The organism is Halomonas sp. 5021, from assembly GCF_036663435.1.
Classification (GTDB): domain Bacteria; phylum Pseudomonadota; class Gammaproteobacteria; order Pseudomonadales; family Halomonadaceae; genus Vreelandella; species Vreelandella janggokensis.
Genome location: NZ_JAXOVU010000004.1, coordinates 221,680 through 240,227 on the forward strand (window position 1 = coordinate 221,680; position 18,548 = coordinate 240,227).

At 58.0% G+C, this 18,548-nt stretch carries 16 protein-coding genes; 11 read left to right on the forward strand and 5 right to left on the reverse strand.

Annotated features, from left to right (window positions below):
• The first annotated feature begins 3 nt into the window (after positions 1–3).
• Positions 4–456, forward strand: a complete 453-nt coding sequence (gene fur, locus R3F64_RS09650; RefSeq protein ID WP_066316169.1) for a ferric iron uptake transcriptional regulator — start codon at positions 4–6, stop codon at positions 454–456.
• A gap of 136 nt (positions 457–592) precedes the next feature.
• On the opposite strand, the gene recN is transcribed toward fur, so the two are convergent.
• Positions 593–2,266 (reverse strand): DNA repair protein RecN, encoded by a 1,674-nt coding sequence (recN, locus tag R3F64_RS09655; protein WP_332611140.1) that lies wholly within the window; start codon positions 2,264–2,266, stop codon positions 593–595.
• 197 nt (positions 2,267–2,463) lie between these two features.
• On the opposite strand from recN, the gene grpE reads away from it, so the two are divergent.
• The 4 genes from grpE to R3F64_RS09675 all read left to right on the forward strand — a co-directional run bounded on the left by grpE (position 2,464) and on the right by R3F64_RS09675 (position 7,476).
• The gene (gene grpE, locus R3F64_RS09660) at positions 2,464–3,102 is read left to right on the forward strand and encodes a nucleotide exchange factor GrpE (protein WP_085920328.1); all 639 of its coding nucleotides are present in this window, start codon (positions 2,464–2,466) and stop codon (positions 3,100–3,102) included.
• 123 nt (positions 3,103–3,225) lie between these two features.
• Positions 3,226–5,160 (forward strand): molecular chaperone DnaK, encoded by a 1,935-nt coding sequence (dnaK, locus tag R3F64_RS09665; RefSeq protein ID WP_085920327.1) that lies wholly within the window; start codon positions 3,226–3,228, stop codon positions 5,158–5,160.
• Positions 5,161–5,336: 176 nt separating this feature from the next.
• Complete coding sequence (gene dnaJ, locus R3F64_RS09670) at positions 5,337–6,488, forward strand: molecular chaperone DnaJ (protein ID WP_085920326.1); 1,152 nt, start codon at positions 5,337–5,339, stop codon at positions 6,486–6,488.
• Positions 6,489–6,576: 88 nt separating this feature from the next.
• Positions 6,577–7,476 (forward strand): DMT family transporter, encoded by a 900-nt coding sequence (locus tag R3F64_RS09675; protein ID WP_085920325.1) that lies wholly within the window; start codon positions 6,577–6,579, stop codon positions 7,474–7,476.
• Here the strand turns inward: R3F64_RS09675 and R3F64_RS09680 are convergent.
• The 3 genes from R3F64_RS09680 to R3F64_RS09690 are packed head-to-tail and all read right to left on the reverse strand — an operon-like array spanning position 7,454 to position 10,396.
• On the reverse strand, positions 7,454–8,203 hold the full coding sequence (locus tag R3F64_RS09680; protein ID WP_332611144.1) for an ABC transporter ATP-binding protein: 750 nt from the start codon (positions 8,201–8,203) through the stop codon (positions 7,454–7,456). The genes R3F64_RS09675 and R3F64_RS09680 overlap by 23 nt on opposite strands.
• The gene (locus R3F64_RS09685; protein ID WP_332611146.1) at positions 8,197–9,276 is read right to left on the reverse strand and encodes a FecCD family ABC transporter permease; all 1,080 of its coding nucleotides are present in this window, start codon (positions 9,274–9,276) and stop codon (positions 8,197–8,199) included. The genes R3F64_RS09680 and R3F64_RS09685 overlap by 7 nt, the downstream gene beginning before the upstream one ends.
• A complete protein-coding gene (locus tag R3F64_RS09690) occupies positions 9,266–10,396 on the reverse strand; it encodes an ABC transporter substrate-binding protein (protein ID WP_085920148.1) in 1,131 nt (376 codons plus the stop codon). Before R3F64_RS09690 ends, R3F64_RS09685 begins: the two co-directional genes overlap by 11 nt.
• Before the next feature lie 257 nt (positions 10,397–10,653).
• Here R3F64_RS09690 and R3F64_RS09695 point away from each other — a divergent pair, with 257 nt between their 5' ends.
• The 5 genes from R3F64_RS09695 to greA all read left to right on the forward strand — a co-directional run bounded on the left by R3F64_RS09695 (position 10,654) and on the right by greA (position 17,139).
• Complete coding sequence (locus R3F64_RS09695; protein WP_085920149.1) at positions 10,654–10,935, forward strand: DUF2218 domain-containing protein; 282 nt, start codon at positions 10,654–10,656, stop codon at positions 10,933–10,935.
• 98 nt (positions 10,936–11,033) lie between these two features.
• The gene (dapB, locus tag R3F64_RS09700) at positions 11,034–11,840 is read left to right on the forward strand and encodes a 4-hydroxy-tetrahydrodipicolinate reductase (protein ID WP_332611149.1); all 807 of its coding nucleotides are present in this window, start codon (positions 11,034–11,036) and stop codon (positions 11,838–11,840) included.
• Between the two features lie 378 nt (positions 11,841–12,218).
• Positions 12,219–13,364: a glutamine-hydrolyzing carbamoyl-phosphate synthase small subunit gene (carA, locus tag R3F64_RS09705; RefSeq protein ID WP_176243724.1), complete on the forward strand. Its 1,146-nt coding sequence runs from the start codon at positions 12,219–12,221 to the stop codon at positions 13,362–13,364.
• Between the two features lie 71 nt (positions 13,365–13,435).
• Complete coding sequence (gene carB / locus R3F64_RS09710; protein ID WP_332611151.1) at positions 13,436–16,666, forward strand: carbamoyl-phosphate synthase large subunit; 3,231 nt, start codon at positions 13,436–13,438, stop codon at positions 16,664–16,666.
• A complete protein-coding gene (gene greA / locus R3F64_RS09715) occupies positions 16,663–17,139 on the forward strand; it encodes a transcription elongation factor GreA (RefSeq protein WP_085920153.1) in 477 nt (158 codons plus the stop codon). Before carB ends, greA begins: the two co-directional genes overlap by 4 nt.
• Before the next feature lie 118 nt (positions 17,140–17,257).
• On the opposite strand, the gene yhbY is transcribed toward greA, so the two are convergent.
• Positions 17,258–17,584, reverse strand: a complete 327-nt coding sequence (gene yhbY, locus R3F64_RS09720; RefSeq protein ID WP_332611154.1) for a ribosome assembly RNA-binding protein YhbY — start codon at positions 17,582–17,584, stop codon at positions 17,258–17,260.
• A gap of 115 nt (positions 17,585–17,699) precedes the next feature.
• Between yhbY and rlmE the strand changes: the two genes are divergently transcribed.
• A complete protein-coding gene (gene rlmE, locus R3F64_RS09725) occupies positions 17,700–18,350 on the forward strand; it encodes a 23S rRNA (uridine(2552)-2'-O)-methyltransferase RlmE (RefSeq protein WP_085920155.1) in 651 nt (216 codons plus the stop codon).
• Positions 18,351–18,548: the final 198 nt, after the last annotated feature.

The following is an 18,548-nucleotide window of genomic DNA, read 5'->3' on the forward strand; positions in this document are numbered from 1 at the left end:
ACCATGGCCGATAAGAACCATGAATTACGTAAAGCCGGGCTGAAAGTGACCCTGCCGCGCGTCAAAATCCTGCAGATTCTCGAAACTGCATCGGGTCAGCACCACCTTAGCGCAGAAGAAGTGTATAAAACACTGATAGATGCGGGCGAAGATGTGGGGCTGGCAACTGTCTACCGTGTGCTGACTCAGTTCGAGTCGGCGGGCCTCGTTATTCGTCATAATTTCGATGGCGGCCACGCGGTATTCGAGATGACGCAAGAAGATCACCATGACCACATGGTGTGTCTGGAAAGCGGTGAAATCGTTGAGTTCGTTGACGAGATCATTGAGCGACGCCAGCAAGAAATCGCTGAAGAGCACGGCTATGAATTAGTTGACCATGCGTTGGTGTTATACGTGCGCCCCCGAGGATCGGACGTAACACGCCAGGACAGCGGGCCGACTAATAAGAAATAGGGGCTAACCCTAGCTCAGGCTTTGATGCACGCCCTAATGCCTCTAGGCTGCCTGGCTTAAATACCAGGCGGCCTAGGGGCGTTTTATTGCGCGCTTGAAATACACGGTTGCCCAGCAGCCCTTCGACCCGCCATCGTCAGTGGGGCTGGCGCTGGCTGGCATTGAGCATTTCACGGGCATGGGCCAGGGTTTGGTCCGAGAGTTTGATGCCGCCCAGCATGCGGGCCAGCTCGCTGACTCTGCCCTGTTCATCCAGCAGGGCCATGTGCGTCAGGGTGGTATCGCGCCGGGCGTGTTTCTCAATGTGCAGGTGCTGGTGAGCCTGGGCGGCCACCTGAGGCAGGTGGGTGACCGTCATTACCTGGCCGTTTTCGCCCAGCTTGCGGAGCAGCTGGCCGACAATCTCTGCAGTGGCACCGGAAACCCCGACGTCGACTTCATCAAACACCAGGCTTGGTATGGTTGAGTGAGACGCGGCGACGACCTGGATAGCCAGGCTGATGCGCGAAAGCTCACCGCCAGAGGCAACTTTGGTGAGCGGTCTGGCGGGCTGTCCGGGGTTGGCGCTGATTAAAAAGTGAACCTGATCGACGCCTTCCGCCGCCGGTGTATCCCTGGGCGTGACCTCCACTTCAAAGCGTGCCTTGCCCATGGCCAGGAAACTTAGCTGCTGCTGGACCTCCTTCCCCAAACGGACGGCGGCTTTCTGGCGTCCCTCGCTCAGGTGCTTGGCGTCACGTCGATAGCGCTCGCGAAGTTCCGCTACCTGGGCACCCAAGGCCTCGATGTCGTTCTCGCTGTTATCCAGTTCGGCCACTTCCCGGCTCAACTCCGCATGCAGTGCACAAACCTCTTCGGGTGCCACATGGTGCTTGCGGGCAATACGGTGCACGTCCGCTAAACGCTCTTCCACCCACGCCAGGCGCTCGGGGTCGAGTTCGGTGGTGCTGGCGAGGCGGTTGAGCTCGCTGGCGGCCTCTTCGACCTGAATGCGCGCGTCGCTGAGCATCGCCAGAGTGTTAAATAACGTGCCCTTATCGCTGCCCGGCAAGGCGCTTAAATGTGTATAAGCCTGGTTGAGCAACGATAGTGCCCCGCCCTCGTCGCTGGCGCAGCAGTCAGCAGCAAACTGCGTTTCGCGGAGTGTTTCATCGGCGTGGGCCAGGGAGTGTTGTTCTTCTTCAAGGGTTTGCAGTTCGCCTTCAGCAAGGCCCAACTGATCGAGCTCCTCCACCTGATAGCGCAGCAGCTGTCGCTTGGCTTCTACCTCGCTGCCGGCTTCCTTGCGCTGCTTGAGGCGACGGTTGGCGCTGCGCCAGTCACGGTACGTCTCAGCCAGCTGCTGGGCGGTGTCGCGAAGGCCCGCATAATCGTCGAGTAGTGCGAGATGGGTTTCTTCGCGCATCAGCGCCTGGTGGGCGTGCTGGCCGTGAATCTGCACCAGGTGTTCCCCAAGCGCTTTGAGGTCGCTGATCGTGGCCGGTTGTCCGTTGATCCATGCTTTGGAGCGCCCGCTTGCCGTTACCACCCGCCTTAACAGGCATTCGTCACTGGGCAGTTCGCGGCTGCTAAGCCACTCGCTTGCCGCGGGCAAATGCTGAATATCAAAACGCGCTGAGAGGTCAGTGCGTTCGCTGCCATGGCGCACGCTGCCTGCGTCGGCGCGTTCGCCCAGGCAAAGGCCCAGTGCGCCGAGCAGAATCGATTTGCCGGCCCCGGTCTCGCCGGTAATGGCGGTCATGCCATGGGTCAGGTCGAGTTCCAGGTGCTCAACGATCGCGTAATCTCGAATGGCAAGCTGAGTCAACATGAGGGCCTCCTGAGGCGCAGCGGAACGAGCGTAGTCAATGCGTCTGAATATTGTTGTTTTATACAGTAGTCGAAAACACGCTTCAATGCCCACTTGAGATGGCTTTTATGGTCCCCATATACGGTGCAGAGCCAATTTACGTTGCTATTTATTATTTGGGCGTATCGCACGCCTCTCGAACGTTGCAGGAGCTAGGCATGGCAAAAGAACCGCAAACCCCGATGGACGACGAACTGGCTCGCCACGAGCAGGAAGCAGAGACGCCGGAGCAAGAAGCTGAAGATCGCCTGGTTGAAGGCGAACTGGAAGGCCTTGTCAATGACGATGAAACCGTCGTCGATCGTGTCGAGGATGAGGCTGAAGTCGATGCGCTGGCCGCCAAGGTGCAGGATCTGGAGCAGCGTCTGGCAGAAGCCCAGGATCAGTCGCTAAGAGAAGCCGCCGAAGCGCAAAACGTGCGCCGCCGGGCGGAGCATGAGGCTGAAAAGGCGCGCAAATTCGCCTTGGAGAAGTTTGTTAAAGAGCTTCTGCCGGTCATCGACAGCCTGGAAAAAGCGCTTGAGTCGATGCAGGAAGACGCCTCCGAGGTTCATCGCGAAGGGGTCTCGATGACCCTGAAGATGCAGCTGGATGTGCTGAGCAAGTTTGGCGTTGAAAGCATCGATCCCCAGGGCGAGCCGTTTGACCCACAGGTCCACGAAGCCATGGCGATGGTGCCGAACCCTGAGCAGGAGCCAAATACGGTCATGGAGGTCATGCAGAAGGGTTACTTGCTGAATGGACGCCTGGTCCGCCCGGCCATGGTCGTGGTCAGTCAGAAAGCGAGTGAGTCATAACGCAGTAAAGGCCTAAAAAGGGCCTTGAAAAGTCTCAGGTGGCCCCCAGATAAAGGGGCAACCCCGCGGGAAATCCCGCAACCAGTTTGATGTATTGAAACAACCGAATACGAGGTTCTTATTATGGGACGCATTATTGGTATTGATTTGGGCACCACAAACTCCTGTGTATCGGTGCTCGATGGCGACAGTGCAAAAGTCATTGAAAACGCAGAAGGCGGCCGTACGACGCCGTCCATCATTGCGTACACCGAAGACGGTGAGACGCTCGTCGGTCAGGCCGCCAAGCGCCAGGCGGTGACCAATCCTGAAAATACGCTTTACGCTATCAAGCGCCTGATTGGCCGTCGTTTCAAAGACGACGTTGTTCAGAAAGATATCAAGATGGTGCCGTACAAGATCACCGAAGCCGATAACGGTGATGCCTGGGTAGAAGTGAAAGGCCAGAAAATGGCACCGCCGCAGGTGAGCGCGGAAGTGCTCAAGAAAATGAAGAAGACGGCAGAAGACTACCTTGGTGAAACCGTCACCGAAGCGGTCATCACCGTGCCGGCTTACTTCAATGACAGCCAGCGCCAAGCCACTAAAGATGCAGGGCGCATCGCCGGTCTGGATGTCAAGCGTATCATCAACGAGCCGACCGCAGCGGCGCTTGCCTATGGCATGGACAAGTCACGCGGTGATAAAACCATCGCGGTATACGACCTGGGCGGCGGTACCTTTGATATTTCGATCATCGAAGTCGCCGATGTCGACGGCGAAACCCAGTTTGAAGTGTTGGCCACCAACGGTGACACCTTCCTGGGTGGTGAAGACTTCGATCTGGCGCTGATCAACTATCTGGTTGACCAGTTCAAGTCGGACAGCGGTATTGACCTGTCAGGCGATAACCTGGCCATGCAGCGTCTGAAAGAAGCCGCCGAGAAGGCCAAAATCGAACTTTCCAGCGCCCAGCAGACTGATGTCAATCTGCCCTATATCACGGCCGATAACACCGGTCCGAAGCACCTGAACGTGAAAGTGACCCGCGCCAAGCTGGAGTCGCTGGTAGACGATCTGGTGCAGCGCTCGATGGAACCCTGCAAGATGGCGCTGAAAGATGCCGGCCTGTCGGCCTCCGAGATCGACGACGTTATCCTGGTCGGTGGTCAGACGCGCATGCCGCTGGTTCAGCAAAAAGCCGCTGAGTTCTTCGGCAAGGATGCACGTAAAGACGTCAACCCGGACGAAGCCGTGGCCGTGGGTGCCGCAATTCAGGGCGGCGTTCTGGGTGGCGACGTGAAAGACGTGCTGCTCCTCGATGTAACGCCGCTGACCCTGGGCATCGAAACCCTGGGTGGCGTGATGACGCCGCTGATCGAGAAAAACACCACCATCCCGACCAAGAAGACGCAAACCTTCTCCACGGCGGATGACAACCAGACGGCAGTGACCATCCACGCCGTCCAGGGTGAGCGCAAGCAAGTGTCGCAGAACAAGTCGCTGGGTCGCTTCGACCTTGCCGATATTCCGCCGGCGCCGCGCGGCGTGCCGCAGATCGAAGTGGCCTTCGACCTGGATGCCAACGGTATCCTGAACGTCTCCGCGAAAGACAAGGCGACCGGCAAAGAACAGTCGATCGTCATCAAGGCGTCCAGCGGCCTGACCGAAGACGAGATCGAGCAGATGGTACGCGACGCCGAAGCCCACGCCGACGAAGACAAGAAGTTCGAGGCGCTGGTGCAGTTGCGTAATCAGGCGGACGGCATGATCCACGCCACCCGCAAGACGCTGGAAGAAGCTGGTGACAAGGCGACCGATGACGAGAAGCAATCCATCGAAACCGCGATCACCGAGCTGGAAGAAGCTACCAAAGGCGATGACCAGGAGCTGATCCAGCAGAAACTCGACGCACTCACTGAAGCGTCTGGCCAGCTGGCACAGAAGATGTACGCCGAGCAGGCTGAAGGCGCCGAGCAGCCGGGTGAGGAAGGTGCCGAGCAGGGCAACGCCAAGCCCGATGAAGACGTGGTCGACGCCGAGTATGAAGAAGTCAACGACGATCAGAAAAAGCAGTAAGCGCTCTTTCTGACGAGGTAGGCGGCGACGCGGGAGGCAACTCCCGCGTTGCTGTTTCCACGTCAAAGACGCAAAAAGCTTAATGTGTCGTTAAATACTGTGTCTTAAATACTCTGTCGTTAACACATAGTTAAATGTGCAGTTGAATGCGTAGCTAACCAAGAGGCGTAGGACCCATGTCCCAACGCGATTATTATGAAATCCTGGGTGTCGACAAAGGGGCCGATCAGAAAGAGATCAAGAAGGCCTACCGTCGCCTTGCGCAAAAATATCACCCCGACCGCAACCCGGAAGACGATACTGCCGCGGAAAAATTCCGCGAAGTGTCAGAAGCCTACGAAGTCCTGACCGATAGCGAAAAACGTGCGGCCTACGACCAGTTTGGTCATGCCGGTGTCGATGGCCAGGGCGGTGGCTTTGGTGGCGGTGGTTTCGGCGGCGGTGGCGCTGGCGATTTCAGCGACATTTTCGGCGATGTGTTTGGCGATATTTTCGGCGGTGGCGGCGGGCGTCGTCGTGGTCCCAATGCCCCGGCGCGCGGTTCTGACCTGCGCTATAACCTGGAGTTGGACCTGGAAAATGCGGTCTCCGGTACCACGGTTGATATCCGTGTGCCGCGCCATATTGAATGTGACCGTTGTGACGGCGGCGGTGCTGAACCGGGGTCAAGCAAAGATACCTGCCCCACCTGCCATGGCCACGGCCAGGTGCGTATGCAGCAGGGCTTTTTTGCGGTTCAGCAAACCTGCCCGACCTGCCATGGCTCAGGCCAGCACATCAAGGTGCCGTGTCACAAGTGTAACGGCGAAGGGCGCGTGCGCGAGACCCGGACACTGTCGGTGAAAATCCCGCCGGGTGTGGATACCGGCGACCGTATCCGCCTGAACGCGGAAGGCGAAAGCGGCATCAATGGCGGCCCGCCAGGCGACCTGTACGTCCAGGTGGCCATCAAGCCGCACCATATCTTCCAGCGTGATGGCAAGCACCTGCAATGTGACGTGCCGATCAATTTCGTCGATGCAGCATTGGGCGGTGAGCTGGAAGTGCCGACACTCGATGGTCGAGTGAAGCTGAAGATTCCGCCGGAAACCCAAACCGGCAAGATGTTCCGGCTCAAGGGCAAGGGCGTCAAGCCGGTTCGCGGCGGCGTCCCTGGCGACCTGCTGTGCAAAGTCGTGGTGGAAACGCCCGTCAAGCTCAGCGAGGAACAAAAGAACCTGCTGCGCCAGTTCCAGGAAAGCCTGGACGGAAGCAACAGCCACCATTCACCCAAGAAAACCGGCTTCTTCGACAGCGTGAAGAAGTTTTTTGAAGAGATGAAGCCGTAATGTTGGGGAGATAGCCAACCGTCGGCTGTTAAGCGCAAAAACCCTCGGTCCGCCGGGGGTTTTTGCTGTATGGGGAGTGCTGCGCATCATGGATAACCTTCAGGATAGGCCCGTAACAGGGATTTTGCTCAGGGTCCTGTCAGGTCTTCTGTTTACCGGCATGCTGGTAAGCATCAAGGCGGTCAGCGATGCTGTGCCGGTCGGCCAGTCGGTGTTTTTTCGCTCGCTGTTTGCGTTGTTGCCGATCGTGGTGTTTCTGGCCTTGCGCCATGAATTCCCTCGTGGCCTGGCAACGCGTCGTCCGCTGGGTCATGCTCTGCGCTCGGGGTTGGGAGCGGCGGCCATGTTCGCCTCCTTTGCGGCGGTCGCGATATTGCCGGTTGCCGAGGCCACGCTGCTCGCTCAACTGACACCAGTGTTCATGGCGGTAGGCGGGATATTGCTGCTGGGTGAGCGGTTTTCGCTCTATCGAGCAGGGGCGATTGTATTAGCGCTCAGCGGAATGGCGGTATTGGTGCTGCCTGGGTTGGGCAAGGATGGGGCGCATGGCCAGGTGGCCGGCTATGCGCTGGGCGCGCTTAGCGCCTTGTTAACGGCAGGGGCGCTGTTGACCGTTCGGCGGATTTCACGCACGGAAACGGCGGGTTCCATCGCGTTCTATTTTATTCTGGTGTCGTCGTTGGCAGGCCTTGCAACCCTGCCATGGGGCTGGGCGGCGCTTAGCCCGGTCGAGTTTGGGCTGCTGGTGCTCTCGGGCCTGTTTGGCGGGGCGGCGCATATCGCGATGACGCTGGCATTACGCTACGCGGAAGCGTCCCGTCTGGCACCCTTTGAGTATATTGCCCTGGTTTGGCCCGTATTGGCGGATTGGATGTTGTTCGGGATACCTGTCTCGAGTGCCTTTCTGCTGGCACTACCGCTGATGCTGAGTGGGGTGGCGCTGGCCGCCATGGAAGGGCGGCGGCTTAAATGGCCTCTTCGACGATAAGCTGCGGGCTGCCTTTTGAGCAGGGCTCGATCCGCTCATTGACCCGATAAACGGATTGCAGCAGCGAGGGCGTGATGACGTCCTCCGTGGGACCGCAGGCAATCAGGCGGCCATGTTCGAGGACCATGGCGGCATCGCTGAAGCGCAGCGCATGGCCCAGGTCATGCAACGCCACCAGAATGAGCATCTGGCGCTCATTGGCCAGCCGCCTTAGCACACCCAGCAGGCTAATCTGGCGGTTAAGGTCGAGCGCCGAGGTGGGCTCGTCGAGCATCAGAATCTCGGGCTCCTGGACCAGCGCCTGGGCGGCACTGACCAGTTGGCGCTGCCCACCGCTCAGGTCGCCGATATCACGCTCGCCAAGCACGGCAATGTTCAGCTCATCAAGGGCGCGATCAACCTGGGCCAGGTCCTCGTTTTGCACTTTCAGGCTGCGTCCCTGCATGCGAGCTAACAGTACCGACTCATACACCGTCAGTACAGCTCTTGCCCCCGTGTCCTGGGGCATATAGGCCACGGGCCGCTCGGCACTGGTACCGCTGATAGTGACCTCGCCGTCACCTTTCAATAGGCCCAGGATGCGGCGAAAAAGGGTCGATTTACCGGCGGCGTTAGGCCCCAGCAGGGCGACCATCTGCCCACCCTGAAAGGCTGGTGTCGTAATGTCCTGGATAATGGGAGTACGCCCGTAGCGGGCGGAAACATGAGTCAGCTGTAGGGTTACCATGACGCCTTCTTGTGGTTAAGCACGAGAAATAGAAAGAAGGGAATGCCCACCAGTGAGGTAATGATACCAATGGGGATGATGGTGCCGGGGATGATGATTTTGGAAATCACGGACCCGACGGAAAGAATCAGCGCGCCACACAGCGCCGAGCCGGGCAGGAAGAAGCGCTGGTCTTCGCCTAGAAGGATGCGTGCAATGTGCGGCCCGACCAGGCCAATAAAGCCGATGGTGCCCACAAACGCCACTGCAATCGCGGCCAGTAGCGATACCAGTACCAGCACTTCCAGTCGCAGCGCGCGAGGATTCACGCCCATGCTTTCGGCCTTGGCATCGCCCAGTCGCATGGCGGTGAGCGCCCAGCCGTGACGTGCCAGTAGCGGCATCACCATGGTCAAAATGCTCAGCGCGATCCAGAATTTTGGCCAGGTGGCTTTGGTGAGGCTGCCCATGGTCCAGAACACCACTGCGGCTACGGCCTGCTGGCTGGCAAAAAACTGAATCAGCGCCATGAGGGAATTGAAGATAAATACCATCGCAATGCCCAGCAGCACGATGGTTTCCACCGTCACGCCGCGCTTGAGGCTGAGCGCATGGATGAGAAAGGCGGTGACCATGGCCATCAGAAACGCATTGATAGGCACCACGTATTCGGTGGCCGCCGGGATAATCGCGACGCCAAAGGCTAGCCCCAGAGCGGCACCAAAACTTGCGCCCGCCGAAATGCCCAATGTGAAGGGGCTGGCCAGCGGGTTGCTCAGGATGGTTTGCATCTGCGCCCCGGCGATGGAAAGGCTCGCGCCCACCACCAGCGCCATCAGGGCTACTGGCATGCGGATTTCCCAGAGGATCACCCGGGCCTGCTGGCTGACGCTGTCGGGGGTGAACAGCGCGGCCATGACCTCGCCCAGGCTATAGCGCGCAGGGCCGAGGGCAAGATCGACGCACAGGCTGAAGAAGAGCGCGACGACCAGCGCCGCCAGAATCACCTGGCGGCGAAACACTTGGCTGCGATAAAAGGCGCGCCCCTGTGAATCCTGCGCGTTGGGCGTTGTCGCGATGCTCTCAGTCGTCATTCAAGGATAACCAGTAGCCGGGTTCATAATCGATGGGTAAAAAGCGATCGTGCAGTTCCGCCATGGTGGCTTCCGGGTCCAGGTCCGCAAACAGGTCGGGGTGCAGCCATTTCGCCAATCGCTGGATAGCGACAAAATAGTAGGGGCTGTTATAGAACTGGTGCCAAATGGCGTGGACATTATCTGACTCGACCGCCTGAATACCGGTCATGGCGGTGCGTTCGGTGAGGGCCTCGAGCTTGGCCTGCGCCTTCTCCATGTCAGCGCCAGGCCCGACGCCGACCCAGTCGCCGCCTGGCACGTAGGCATCCCAACTGCCGCCAGTCACTACCATGTGGTCTGGGTCAGCAGCGATAATCTGCTCGGGATTCAAGGTGCCGAAGGTGTTGGGGATAATGTCCGCGGCAATGTTGGTGCCACCGGCCAGGGCGACGTATTCGCCAAAGTTGGCAGGGCCAAAGCTCATGCAGCATTCGTCTGAGTAGCCGCCCGCTCGGTCAATAAAGACGCTGGGTCGCTCGGGGTCGGCCTGCTCGATGACATCCGTGACCCGTGCAAGCTGTTCCTCGGCGAAGGTGATGAACTCTTCGGCGGCGGCTTCATCGCCCAACAGCTTGCCGATGATTCGCATAGAAGGAATGGTGTTTTTGATGGGGTCTTCGCGGAAATCCACATAGACGATAGGGATGTCCAGCTCGGCCAGTTTGTCGTCGTAGCCAGCATCCTCGGTGGCGGTTTTGGCTTCAATGTTCATCATCACCACGTCGGGGGTAAGCGATGCAGCCTGTTCAACATCGAAGGTGCCGTCTTTAAAGCCGCCAAAAGTCGGGATCGCTTCAATCTCAGGAAAACGCTCAAGATAGCGTGCGTAGTTGTCGGGGTCAGCTTGGGAAAAATCCTCGCGCCAGCCCACTACATGCGCAAAGGGGTCCTCCGGTTCCAGTATGCCCACCAAATAGATTTGCCTGCCTTCGCCTAGAATAACCCGCTCGGCCGGCGCTTCTAGGGTGACGTTGCGACCGGCAACATCGGTCACGGTAATCTCGTCAGCTGAAGCGACGCAGCTCAATGCAGACAGTGCACCAAACAGCCATTTTGAAAAGTGGGTAGCTATACGCATTTTTATTACCAGTCGATAAAGTGAGCCAGTGGGGGGAGTCGCAATGCTCGCCAACGGAGCGTGAATGATTCAACTATGTCCTGCGTTTAATTCCTATTTGCAACAGAGATCATTATCGTGGAAACGACCCTGGCTGTCGAGAGGGGTAACCCCGTAAACGCCGCGTCACGCCAAGGGTGAAAACGCTGCTTGGCACTTATGGCTGCGCGGATTAGGCTAGTAGGTACTCACTTGCCACTTCTTTTGGAGAAAGCAGCATGCCGCTATCTCGTGCTGAAATCGCGACGCCCTCTGGCGAGCGCTTAATGAATCGCTTGTGCAAGCACTGGGCGCACGAGCTTGAGGTTGAGCACTCTGATCAAGAGGCAAAAATCGTTTTTGGTTCCGGTACTTGCCTGATGAGGGCCGATGACGAAACCTTGATAGTGGCGCTCGAGACACTGGAGGAAGGCCATCTGGACGAATTGGAAGGAGTAGTGGAGCGGCACCTGGTGCGTATGGCCGGTGATGAAGCGCTGGTCATCATTTGGGAAAATTGAGCGAGACCCGACGTCGAACAGGATAGTGGGTCTGTTATAATCACTTTCTTTTATTTCCTCTATGTTGATGCACTAGACCACTTAGCGCAGGAGTTTCCATGACCCGAGTTGCCATTGTTGGCGTCGCTGGCCGGATGGGCCGCACACTGGTAAACGCTGTTGAACAGGAGGCAGACGCCACGCTGGCCGGTGGCATTGTCGAGCCTGGCAGTTCCCTGGCCGGTGCGGATATTGGCGAACTGGCAGGTGTTGGCAAGCGTGGTGTGAAGGCGGTGGATTCGCTGGAGGCCATCGTGGACGATTTCGATGTGCTGATCGATTTCACTGCGCCGCAGGTGACCCTGGCTAACCTGGCGTTCTGTGCCAAGCATGGCAAGCGTATCGTGATTGGCACCACGGGCATGAACGATGATCAACTGGCCCAGTTGGATAGCTACCGTGATGACGTCGGGATGGTGTTTGCACCCAATATGAGCGTGGGGGTCAACCTTACCCTGAAACTATTGGAAACCGCCGCCAAAGCGCTGGGCGATGAAGGCTACGATATTGAAGTTATCGAGTCCCACCATCGTCACAAGGTGGATTCGCCATCGGGCACCGCGATCAAGATGGGCGAAGTGGTCGCGAAAAGCCTGGACCGCACGCTGAAAGAGCACGGCGTGTTCGAGCGGGTGGGGCAGTGCGGCCCGCGTACCGATAAAGAAATCGGCTTTGCCACCGTTCGCGCGGGCGATATCGTCGGTGAGCATACGGTGATGTTCGCCACCGAAGGCGAGCGCATCGAAATCACCCACAAGGCCTCCAGCCGCATGACCTTTGCCAAAGGCGCGGTGCGCGCGGCGCGCTGGGTCGCGGGTAAGGAGAGCGGCCGCTACGATATGCAGGATGTGCTGGCGTTGAAATAGATAAAGGGCGCGTCTGCGATATGACAGTTCGGTCTCTAGGGGGGTAGTCTTGGGTCAGAAATTCCTGTAACATTCCAAAAATTTTGGCCGAGTGGCTGCCTACAGGCAGCGAAATGTCTGCAGCGAAAGCACCGCGCTTGTTGCACTGGCCTCAGGTTAGAGAGAAATAGCTAATCGCTGCGCCATGACGGTTAGCCATGGATGAGAACAACAAGCGGGATGAAACCGATTTTTAATCGGCGTCATCCCGCTTTTTTACGGCCCCAGTTTAATGAAGATAGTTTCACTAATGAGCGTCGTGAATAACGAAGAAATTGCTGAGCCTGCGCCCACAGGCTCCCATCAGCCTGGGAGGATCTTGTTTTGAATAACACCGCATTGAGCAAACCCGCAATATTGGCTCTGGAGGATGGCAGTGTCTTCCACGGAACCGCCATTGGCGCGGATGGCGCCACAAGCGGTGAGGTGGTGTTCAATACAGCCATGACCGGCTACCAGGAAATCCTCACCGACCCTTCCTATACCCGCCAGATCGTTACCCTCACGTATCCCCATATCGGCAATACCGGCACTAACAGTGAAGACGTGGAATCTGCCTCTATTGCCGCTGCTGGGCTGGTGATTCGCGACCTCCCGCTGCTGGCCAGCAATTTCCGTTCCGAGCAGACGCTTTCAGACTACCTGAAAAGCCAGAACGTGCTGGGGATTGCCGACATCGATACCCGTCGCCTGACGCGCATTTTGCGTGATAAGGGGGCTCAGAACGGGGCGATTCTGGCAGGCGCTGATGCAGAAGGCGACGATGCGGTGGAACGAGCGCTGGAAGCCGCCCGCGCGTTTCCGGGGTTGAAGGGCATGGATCTGGCCAAAGAGGTGTCCTGTAAGGCGGTCTATGAGTGGTCGGAAGGCGAGTGGGCGCTAGGTGAAGGTTATGCAGATGCGACGCAAGGTGAGCGCCCCTACCATGTAGTGGCGTATGACTACGGTGTGAAATTCAACATTCTGCGCATGCTGGCGTCACGCGGCTGTCGTCTGACGGTGGTGCCAGCGCAAACCAGCGCCGCCGATGTGTTGGCAATGAAACCCGATGGCGTCTTTTTGGCCAACGGCCCCGGCGACCCGGAACCCTGCGACTATGCCATCAAAGCGATCCAGGACGTACTGGAAACCGATACGCCGGTGTTTGGTATTTGCCTGGGTCACCAGCTGTTGGCGCTCGCCTCGGGGGCAAAAACCATCAAGATGAGCCACGGCCATCACGGTGCCAACCATCCCGTGCAGGATCTGGATACCGGCACGGTGATGATCACCAGTCAGAACCACGGTTTTGCGGCGGACGAAGATAGCTTGCCCGCTAACCTGCGTGCTACGCACCGTTCACTGTTCGACGGCACCTTGCAGGGGGTTGAGCGCACCGATCGTCCGGCCTTCAGCTTCCAGGGGCACCCGGAGGCCAGTCCTGGCCCCCGCGACGTGGCGCCGTTGTTTGATCGCTTCATCGCCATGATGCAGGCGCGACGCTAACGCAATCGTTTGTTGCCGCCATTTATCGCCGTCTTTTGTCGTCCATCGTCACCATTTTTGCGGGAACCGTTATGCCCAAGCGTACCGATATCAACAGCATACTTATCATTGGCGCTGGCCCGATCGTTATCGGCCAGGCCTGCGAATTCGACTACTCCGGCGCCCAGGCGTGCAAGGCGCTACGTGAGGAAGGCTTCCGGGTGATTCTGGTCAACTCCAACCCGGCGACCATCATGACCGACCCGGTCATGGCCGATGCCACCTACATCGAGCCAATCACCTGGCAGGCGGTTGAAAAAATTATTGAAGCCGAGCAGCCGGATGCCGTTCTGCCCACCATGGGGGGGCAGACCGCGCTGAACTGTGCCCTCGATCTGGAAAAGCACGGTGTGCTGGCAAAGCACGGCGTCGAGATGATCGGCGCTAACGCCGATGCGATCAACATGGCCGAAGACCGTGACCTGTTCGATCAGGCCATGAAGCGGATCGGTCTGGAATGCCCGAAAGCGAAAGTCGCCCATACCATGGAAGAAGCCTGGGAGATCCAGGCCGAGCTCGGCTTCCCGACGATTATTCGCCCTTCCTATACCATGGGCGGCTCCGGCGGCGGCGTGGCGTACAACAAGGAAGAGTTCGAAGAGATCTGTATCCGCGGGTTTGAGCTTTCCAACAACCACGAGCTGTTGATCGACGAGTCGCTGCTGGGTTGGAAAGAGTACGAGATGGAAGTTGTGCGTGACAAAAACGACAACTGCATCATCGTCTGCGCGATCGAAAATTTCGACCCCATGGGGGTGCATACCGGCGACTCCATCACCGTGGCGCCGGCGCAAACGCTGACCGATAAAGAATACCAGATCATGCGTGACGCCAGCCTCGCGGTCCTGCGCGAGATTGGCGTGGAAACCGGTGGCTCCAACGTCCAGTTTGGTATGGACCCCAAGACCGGTCGCCTGGTGGTGATCGAGATGAACCCGCGGGTGTCGCGTTCCTCGGCGCTGGCCTCAAAAGCCACTGGCTTTCCGATTGCCAAGATCGCTGCCAAGCTGGCGGTGGGTTATACCCTGGATGAGCTGCAAAACGATATTACCGGTGGGCGTACACCGGCGTCGTTCGAGCCGTCTATCGATTACGTGGTGACCAAGATTCCACGTTTCACCTTCGAGAAATTCCCACAGGCCAACGACCGCCTGACCACCCAGATGAAATCGGTGGGCGAAGTGATGGCGATCGGCCGTACCTTCCAGGAGTCGCTGCAAAAAGCGTTGCGCGGCATGGAAACCGGTAACGACGGCCTTGATCCCATCATTACCGATTTCACGTCTGACAATATGGCGGTGATTCAAGGCGAGCTTCAGGCCGCCGGTGCCGAGCGCATCTTCTTTGTCGCTGACGCCCTGCGTGCCGGGATGAGCGTCGAGGAGGTGTTTGCGCTCACCAATATCGACCGCTGGTTCCTGGTGCAGTTGGAAGATCTCGTGCTGAGTGAAGCCGCTGTGCAACGGCGTTCTCTTAGCGAGCTTTCCGCCCGTGAGCTTTGCCAGCTCAAGCGCAAGGGCTTCTCGGATGCCCGGTTGGCCAAGCTGTTGGGCGTGGCAGAGAAAGATTTCCGCAAAACGCGCCAGGCCGCCGGCATTCGCCCGGTCTACAAGCGGGTGGATACCTGTGCGGCGGAGTTCGCCTCGGATACTGCCTACATGTACTCCACCTACGAAGAAGAGTGCGAAGCAGACGTCTCTGACCGTCAGAAAATCATGGTGCTGGGCGGCGGCCCCAACCGGATTGGTCAGGGGATCGAGTTCGACTACTGCTGTGTGCACGCGGCGTTTGCCATGCACGACGATGGCTATGAAACCATCATGGTCAACTGCAATCCGGAAACCGTCTCGACCGACTACGATACCTCTGACCGGCTATATTTCGAGCCAGTGACACTGGAAGACGTGCTCGAAATCGCCGACAAAGAGAAGCCGGTGGGCGTGATCGTCCAGTTCGGTGGCCAAACCCCATTGAAGCTCGCCCGCGAGCTTGAAGCCGCTGGTGTGCCGATTATCGGCACCACGCCGGACGCCATCGACCGCGCCGAAGACCGCGAGCGTTTCCAGCAGATGATCGACAAGCTGGGCCTCAAACAGCCGCCCAACGCCACTGCGCGCAGCTTTGACGAAGCCTTTTCCAAAGCTGATGCCATTGGCTATCCGTTGGTGGTGCGGCCCAGTTACGTCCTCGGCGGTCGGGCGATGGAAATCGTCTACGATGCTTCCGAGCTCGAGAACTACATGACCAACGCGGTGAAAGTCTCCAACGACTCACCGGTCCTGTTGGATCACTTTTTGAGCGCGGCGATCGAGATCGATATCGATGCGGTTTCCGACGGTCAGCAGGTAGTGATTGGCGGTATCATGCAGCACGTGGAGCAAGCGGGCGTTCACTCCGGCGACTCGGCCTGTTCGTTGCCGCCTTACTCGCTACCCGCCGCCGTGCAGGATGAAATGCGCGATCAGGTCAAGCAGATGGCCGTGGAGCTGGGCGTCAAGGGCCTGATGAACGTACAGCTTGCCTGGCAGGACGGCGAGATCTACGTGATCGAGGTCAATCCGCGTGCATCGCGTACCGTGCCGTTTGTCTCCAAGTGCATTGGTACCTCGCTGGCCCAGGTCGCGGCGCGCTGCATGGCCGGTCAAACCCTTGCTGAGCAGGGCTTCGATCATGAAATCGTGCCGCACTTCTATAGTGTTAAAGAGGCGGTTTTCCCGTTCAATAAATTCCCCGGTGTCGATCCGATTCTGTCGCCGGAAATGAAGTCCACCGGCGAAGTAATGGGGTCGGGCGAGACCTTTGCTGAAGCCTTCTTCAAAGCGCAACTGGGGGCTGGGGAGGCGATTCCTGCGCTCACCGGCGAGCGCAAGGCATTTCTGTCCGTACGTGAGCCGGACAAGCAGGGGATTATCGAAGTGGCTCGTTCTCTGCTAACATTGGGCTTTACTCTCTGTGCAACGCGTGGCACGGCAGCTGCCCTGGAAGCGGCTGGTCTGTCAGTGGAGCACGTCAATAAAGTCTACGAAGGTCGTCCCCACATCGTCGATCTGTTGAAGAACGACGAAATCGCCTACATCGTGAACACTACCGAAGGTCGCCAGGCTATTAACGACTCTTCGGTCATTCGCCGTACTGCTCTCGCGCGCAAGGTGCCCTATGCGACCACCTTGGCGGGCGCTAATGCCGTTTGCATGGCGCTTGAGTACGGTAGGGAGATTACGGTGCGGCGCCTTCAGGATCTGCATGCAGGAGCAAGTCAATGAACAAGGTCCCGATGACGATAGCGGGCGAAAAAAGTCTTCGTGATGAACTCAATCACCTCAAGAGCGAAGCTCGTCCCCAGGTGATTGCGGCTATCGCTGAAGCGCGCGAGCACGGCGACCTTAAGGAAAACGCCGAGTATCATGCTGCGCGTGAACAGCAAGGGTTTATCGAAGGGCGTATCCAGGAAATCGAAAGCAAGCTGTCAGGCGCCCAGGTAATCGATGTCACCAAGCTGCCAAAGACCGGGAAGGTGATTTTTGGCGTGACGGTATCACTGCTCAATCTGGATACCGACGCTCAGGTGACGTACCGGATTGTGGGTGAAGACGAAGCCAATATTAAGTCAGGACTCATCTCCGTGACCTCGCCGATTGCCCGTGCGCTTATCGGTAAAGAGGAAGGCGATGTGGTCGTGGTGACGACCCCGGGTGGCGACGTCGAGTACGAGATCGAGAGTGTTGAGCACCTCTGATTCAAGCTTGAGCGAAGCCTGAAACAAAACGCCCCCGCAACCATGGCTGCGGGGGCGTTTTGTCTGACGGCGGGTGCGGCATGCTGGCCTGGCGGTAGCTTCTGGCTCGTGCGAGGCGTTAGCGACGACCGTGGTGGTTTTCGAAGCGTTTGATGTTCGAAAGCTTGGGGTTCACTTGCGGATTGTGGCGATAGAGCAGCGCCATTTTGCCAATGGTCTGAACCGGCTCTGATTGGCTGTGGTTGATCAGCTCCTCGAGCATGGCGGCGCGCTCATCGCGCTCCGGTAATGCCAGCTTTACCTTGATCAGTTCGTGGTCGTTGAGCGCACGGTCGAGTTCAGCCAGTAAATTGTCGGAAACGCCGTTTTCTGAAACGGTGACGACCGGATTCAAGTGGTGACCAATGCTACGAAATGCTTTCTTTTGTGCCTGTGACAAGCTCATGGTATCTTGCGGTATCCCAGTTTGCGCTTAACGTTCCATCTTACGGTGAAACGCCACCGAGTGAAAGACATGGTGTTAAAGCGTGCCGTCGCCTCTTCCAGTGTTAGATTTTCTCATGCAGCACACGCCCCCAGGCCGTAAGCGGCCATCAAGTAAAACCAGCGCAAGCTGGATGAAAGAGCATTTTGACGATCCTTACGTCAAGCAGAGTTGGCAGGATGGCTATCGCTCGCGGGCGAGCTATAAATTGCTCGAGATTGACGAAAAGGACAAGCTGTTGCGTCCTGGGATGACCGTCATTGACCTTGGTGCTGCGCCAGGGGGGTGGAGTCAAATCGCCGCCGAGAAAGTCGGTCCGCAGGGCATGGTCATCGCTTCCGATATTCTCGATATGGATGGGCTGGCCGATGTGTCCTTTGTTCAGGGGGACTTTACCGAGGAAGCGGTGCTCAATGCGATTCTTGAGCGGTTGGAAAATCGTCCGGTAGACCTTGTGATGTCGGATATGGCCCCCAATATGAGTGGCATGGCGGCGATTGACCAGCCTCAAGCCATGTATCTGGTGGAGCTGGCGCTGGAGTTGGCACGTGAAACGCTCTCTCCGGGTGGTCAGTTGCTGGTAAAGGTCTTTCAGGGCGAAGGCTTTGACAGTTATCTAAAAGAGCTTCGCGAAAGCTTCAAGCGGGTGGTGACACGTAAACCCGGTGCTTCTCGGGCGCGATCCCGTGAAGTCTATCTGCTGGCGGAGGGCTTTCGGGGGGCATGATCAGCGCTAGGACTATCGACAGGATTTATCACCGCGATAGCCAGACAGACAGTTGCAAAGTGTGTCATATTGAGCCTTAAAGGTGATCGTGGCACAGATGGCCCAAGGTATTAGACGCCTTGGCAATGGTTGAACCCTCGAGGCTGGTGTAAGGTCTCATTGATAGGTTTAACTGACGGATTCTTGTAATGAGGGTAG

Bases quoted from the DNA above. Each gene is read 5' to 3' on its own strand.
- fur (WP_066316169.1), top strand. From the start codon at position 4: ATGGCCGATAAGAACCATGAATTACGTAAAGCCGGGCTGAAAGTGACC.
- recN (WP_332611140.1), bottom strand. From the start codon at position 2,266: ATGTTGACTCAGCTTGCCATTCGAGATTACGCGATCGTTGAGCACCTG.
- grpE (WP_085920328.1), top strand. From the start codon at position 2,464: ATGGCAAAAGAACCGCAAACCCCGATGGACGACGAACTGGCTCGCCAC.
- dnaK (WP_085920327.1), top strand. From the start codon at position 3,226: ATGGGACGCATTATTGGTATTGATTTGGGCACCACAAACTCCTGTGTA.
- dnaJ (WP_085920326.1), top strand. From the start codon at position 5,337: ATGTCCCAACGCGATTATTATGAAATCCTGGGTGTCGACAAAGGGGCC.
- R3F64_RS09675 (WP_085920325.1), top strand. From the start codon at position 6,577: ATGGATAACCTTCAGGATAGGCCCGTAACAGGGATTTTGCTCAGGGTC.
- R3F64_RS09680 (WP_332611144.1), bottom strand. From the start codon at position 8,203: ATGGTAACCCTACAGCTGACTCATGTTTCCGCCCGCTACGGGCGTACT.
- R3F64_RS09685 (WP_332611146.1), bottom strand. From the start codon at position 9,276: ATGACGACTGAGAGCATCGCGACAACGCCCAACGCGCAGGATTCACAG.
- R3F64_RS09690 (WP_085920148.1), bottom strand. From the start codon at position 10,396: ATGCGTATAGCTACCCACTTTTCAAAATGGCTGTTTGGTGCACTGTCT.
- R3F64_RS09695 (WP_085920149.1), top strand. From the start codon at position 10,654: ATGCCGCTATCTCGTGCTGAAATCGCGACGCCCTCTGGCGAGCGCTTA.
- dapB (WP_332611149.1), top strand. From the start codon at position 11,034: ATGACCCGAGTTGCCATTGTTGGCGTCGCTGGCCGGATGGGCCGCACA.
- carB (WP_332611151.1), top strand. From the start codon at position 13,436: ATGCCCAAGCGTACCGATATCAACAGCATACTTATCATTGGCGCTGGC.
- greA (WP_085920153.1), top strand. From the start codon at position 16,663: ATGAACAAGGTCCCGATGACGATAGCGGGCGAAAAAAGTCTTCGTGAT.
- yhbY (WP_332611154.1), bottom strand. From the start codon at position 17,584: ATGAGCTTGTCACAGGCACAAAAGAAAGCATTTCGTAGCATTGGTCAC.
- rlmE (WP_085920155.1), top strand. From the start codon at position 17,700: ATGCAGCACACGCCCCCAGGCCGTAAGCGGCCATCAAGTAAAACCAGC.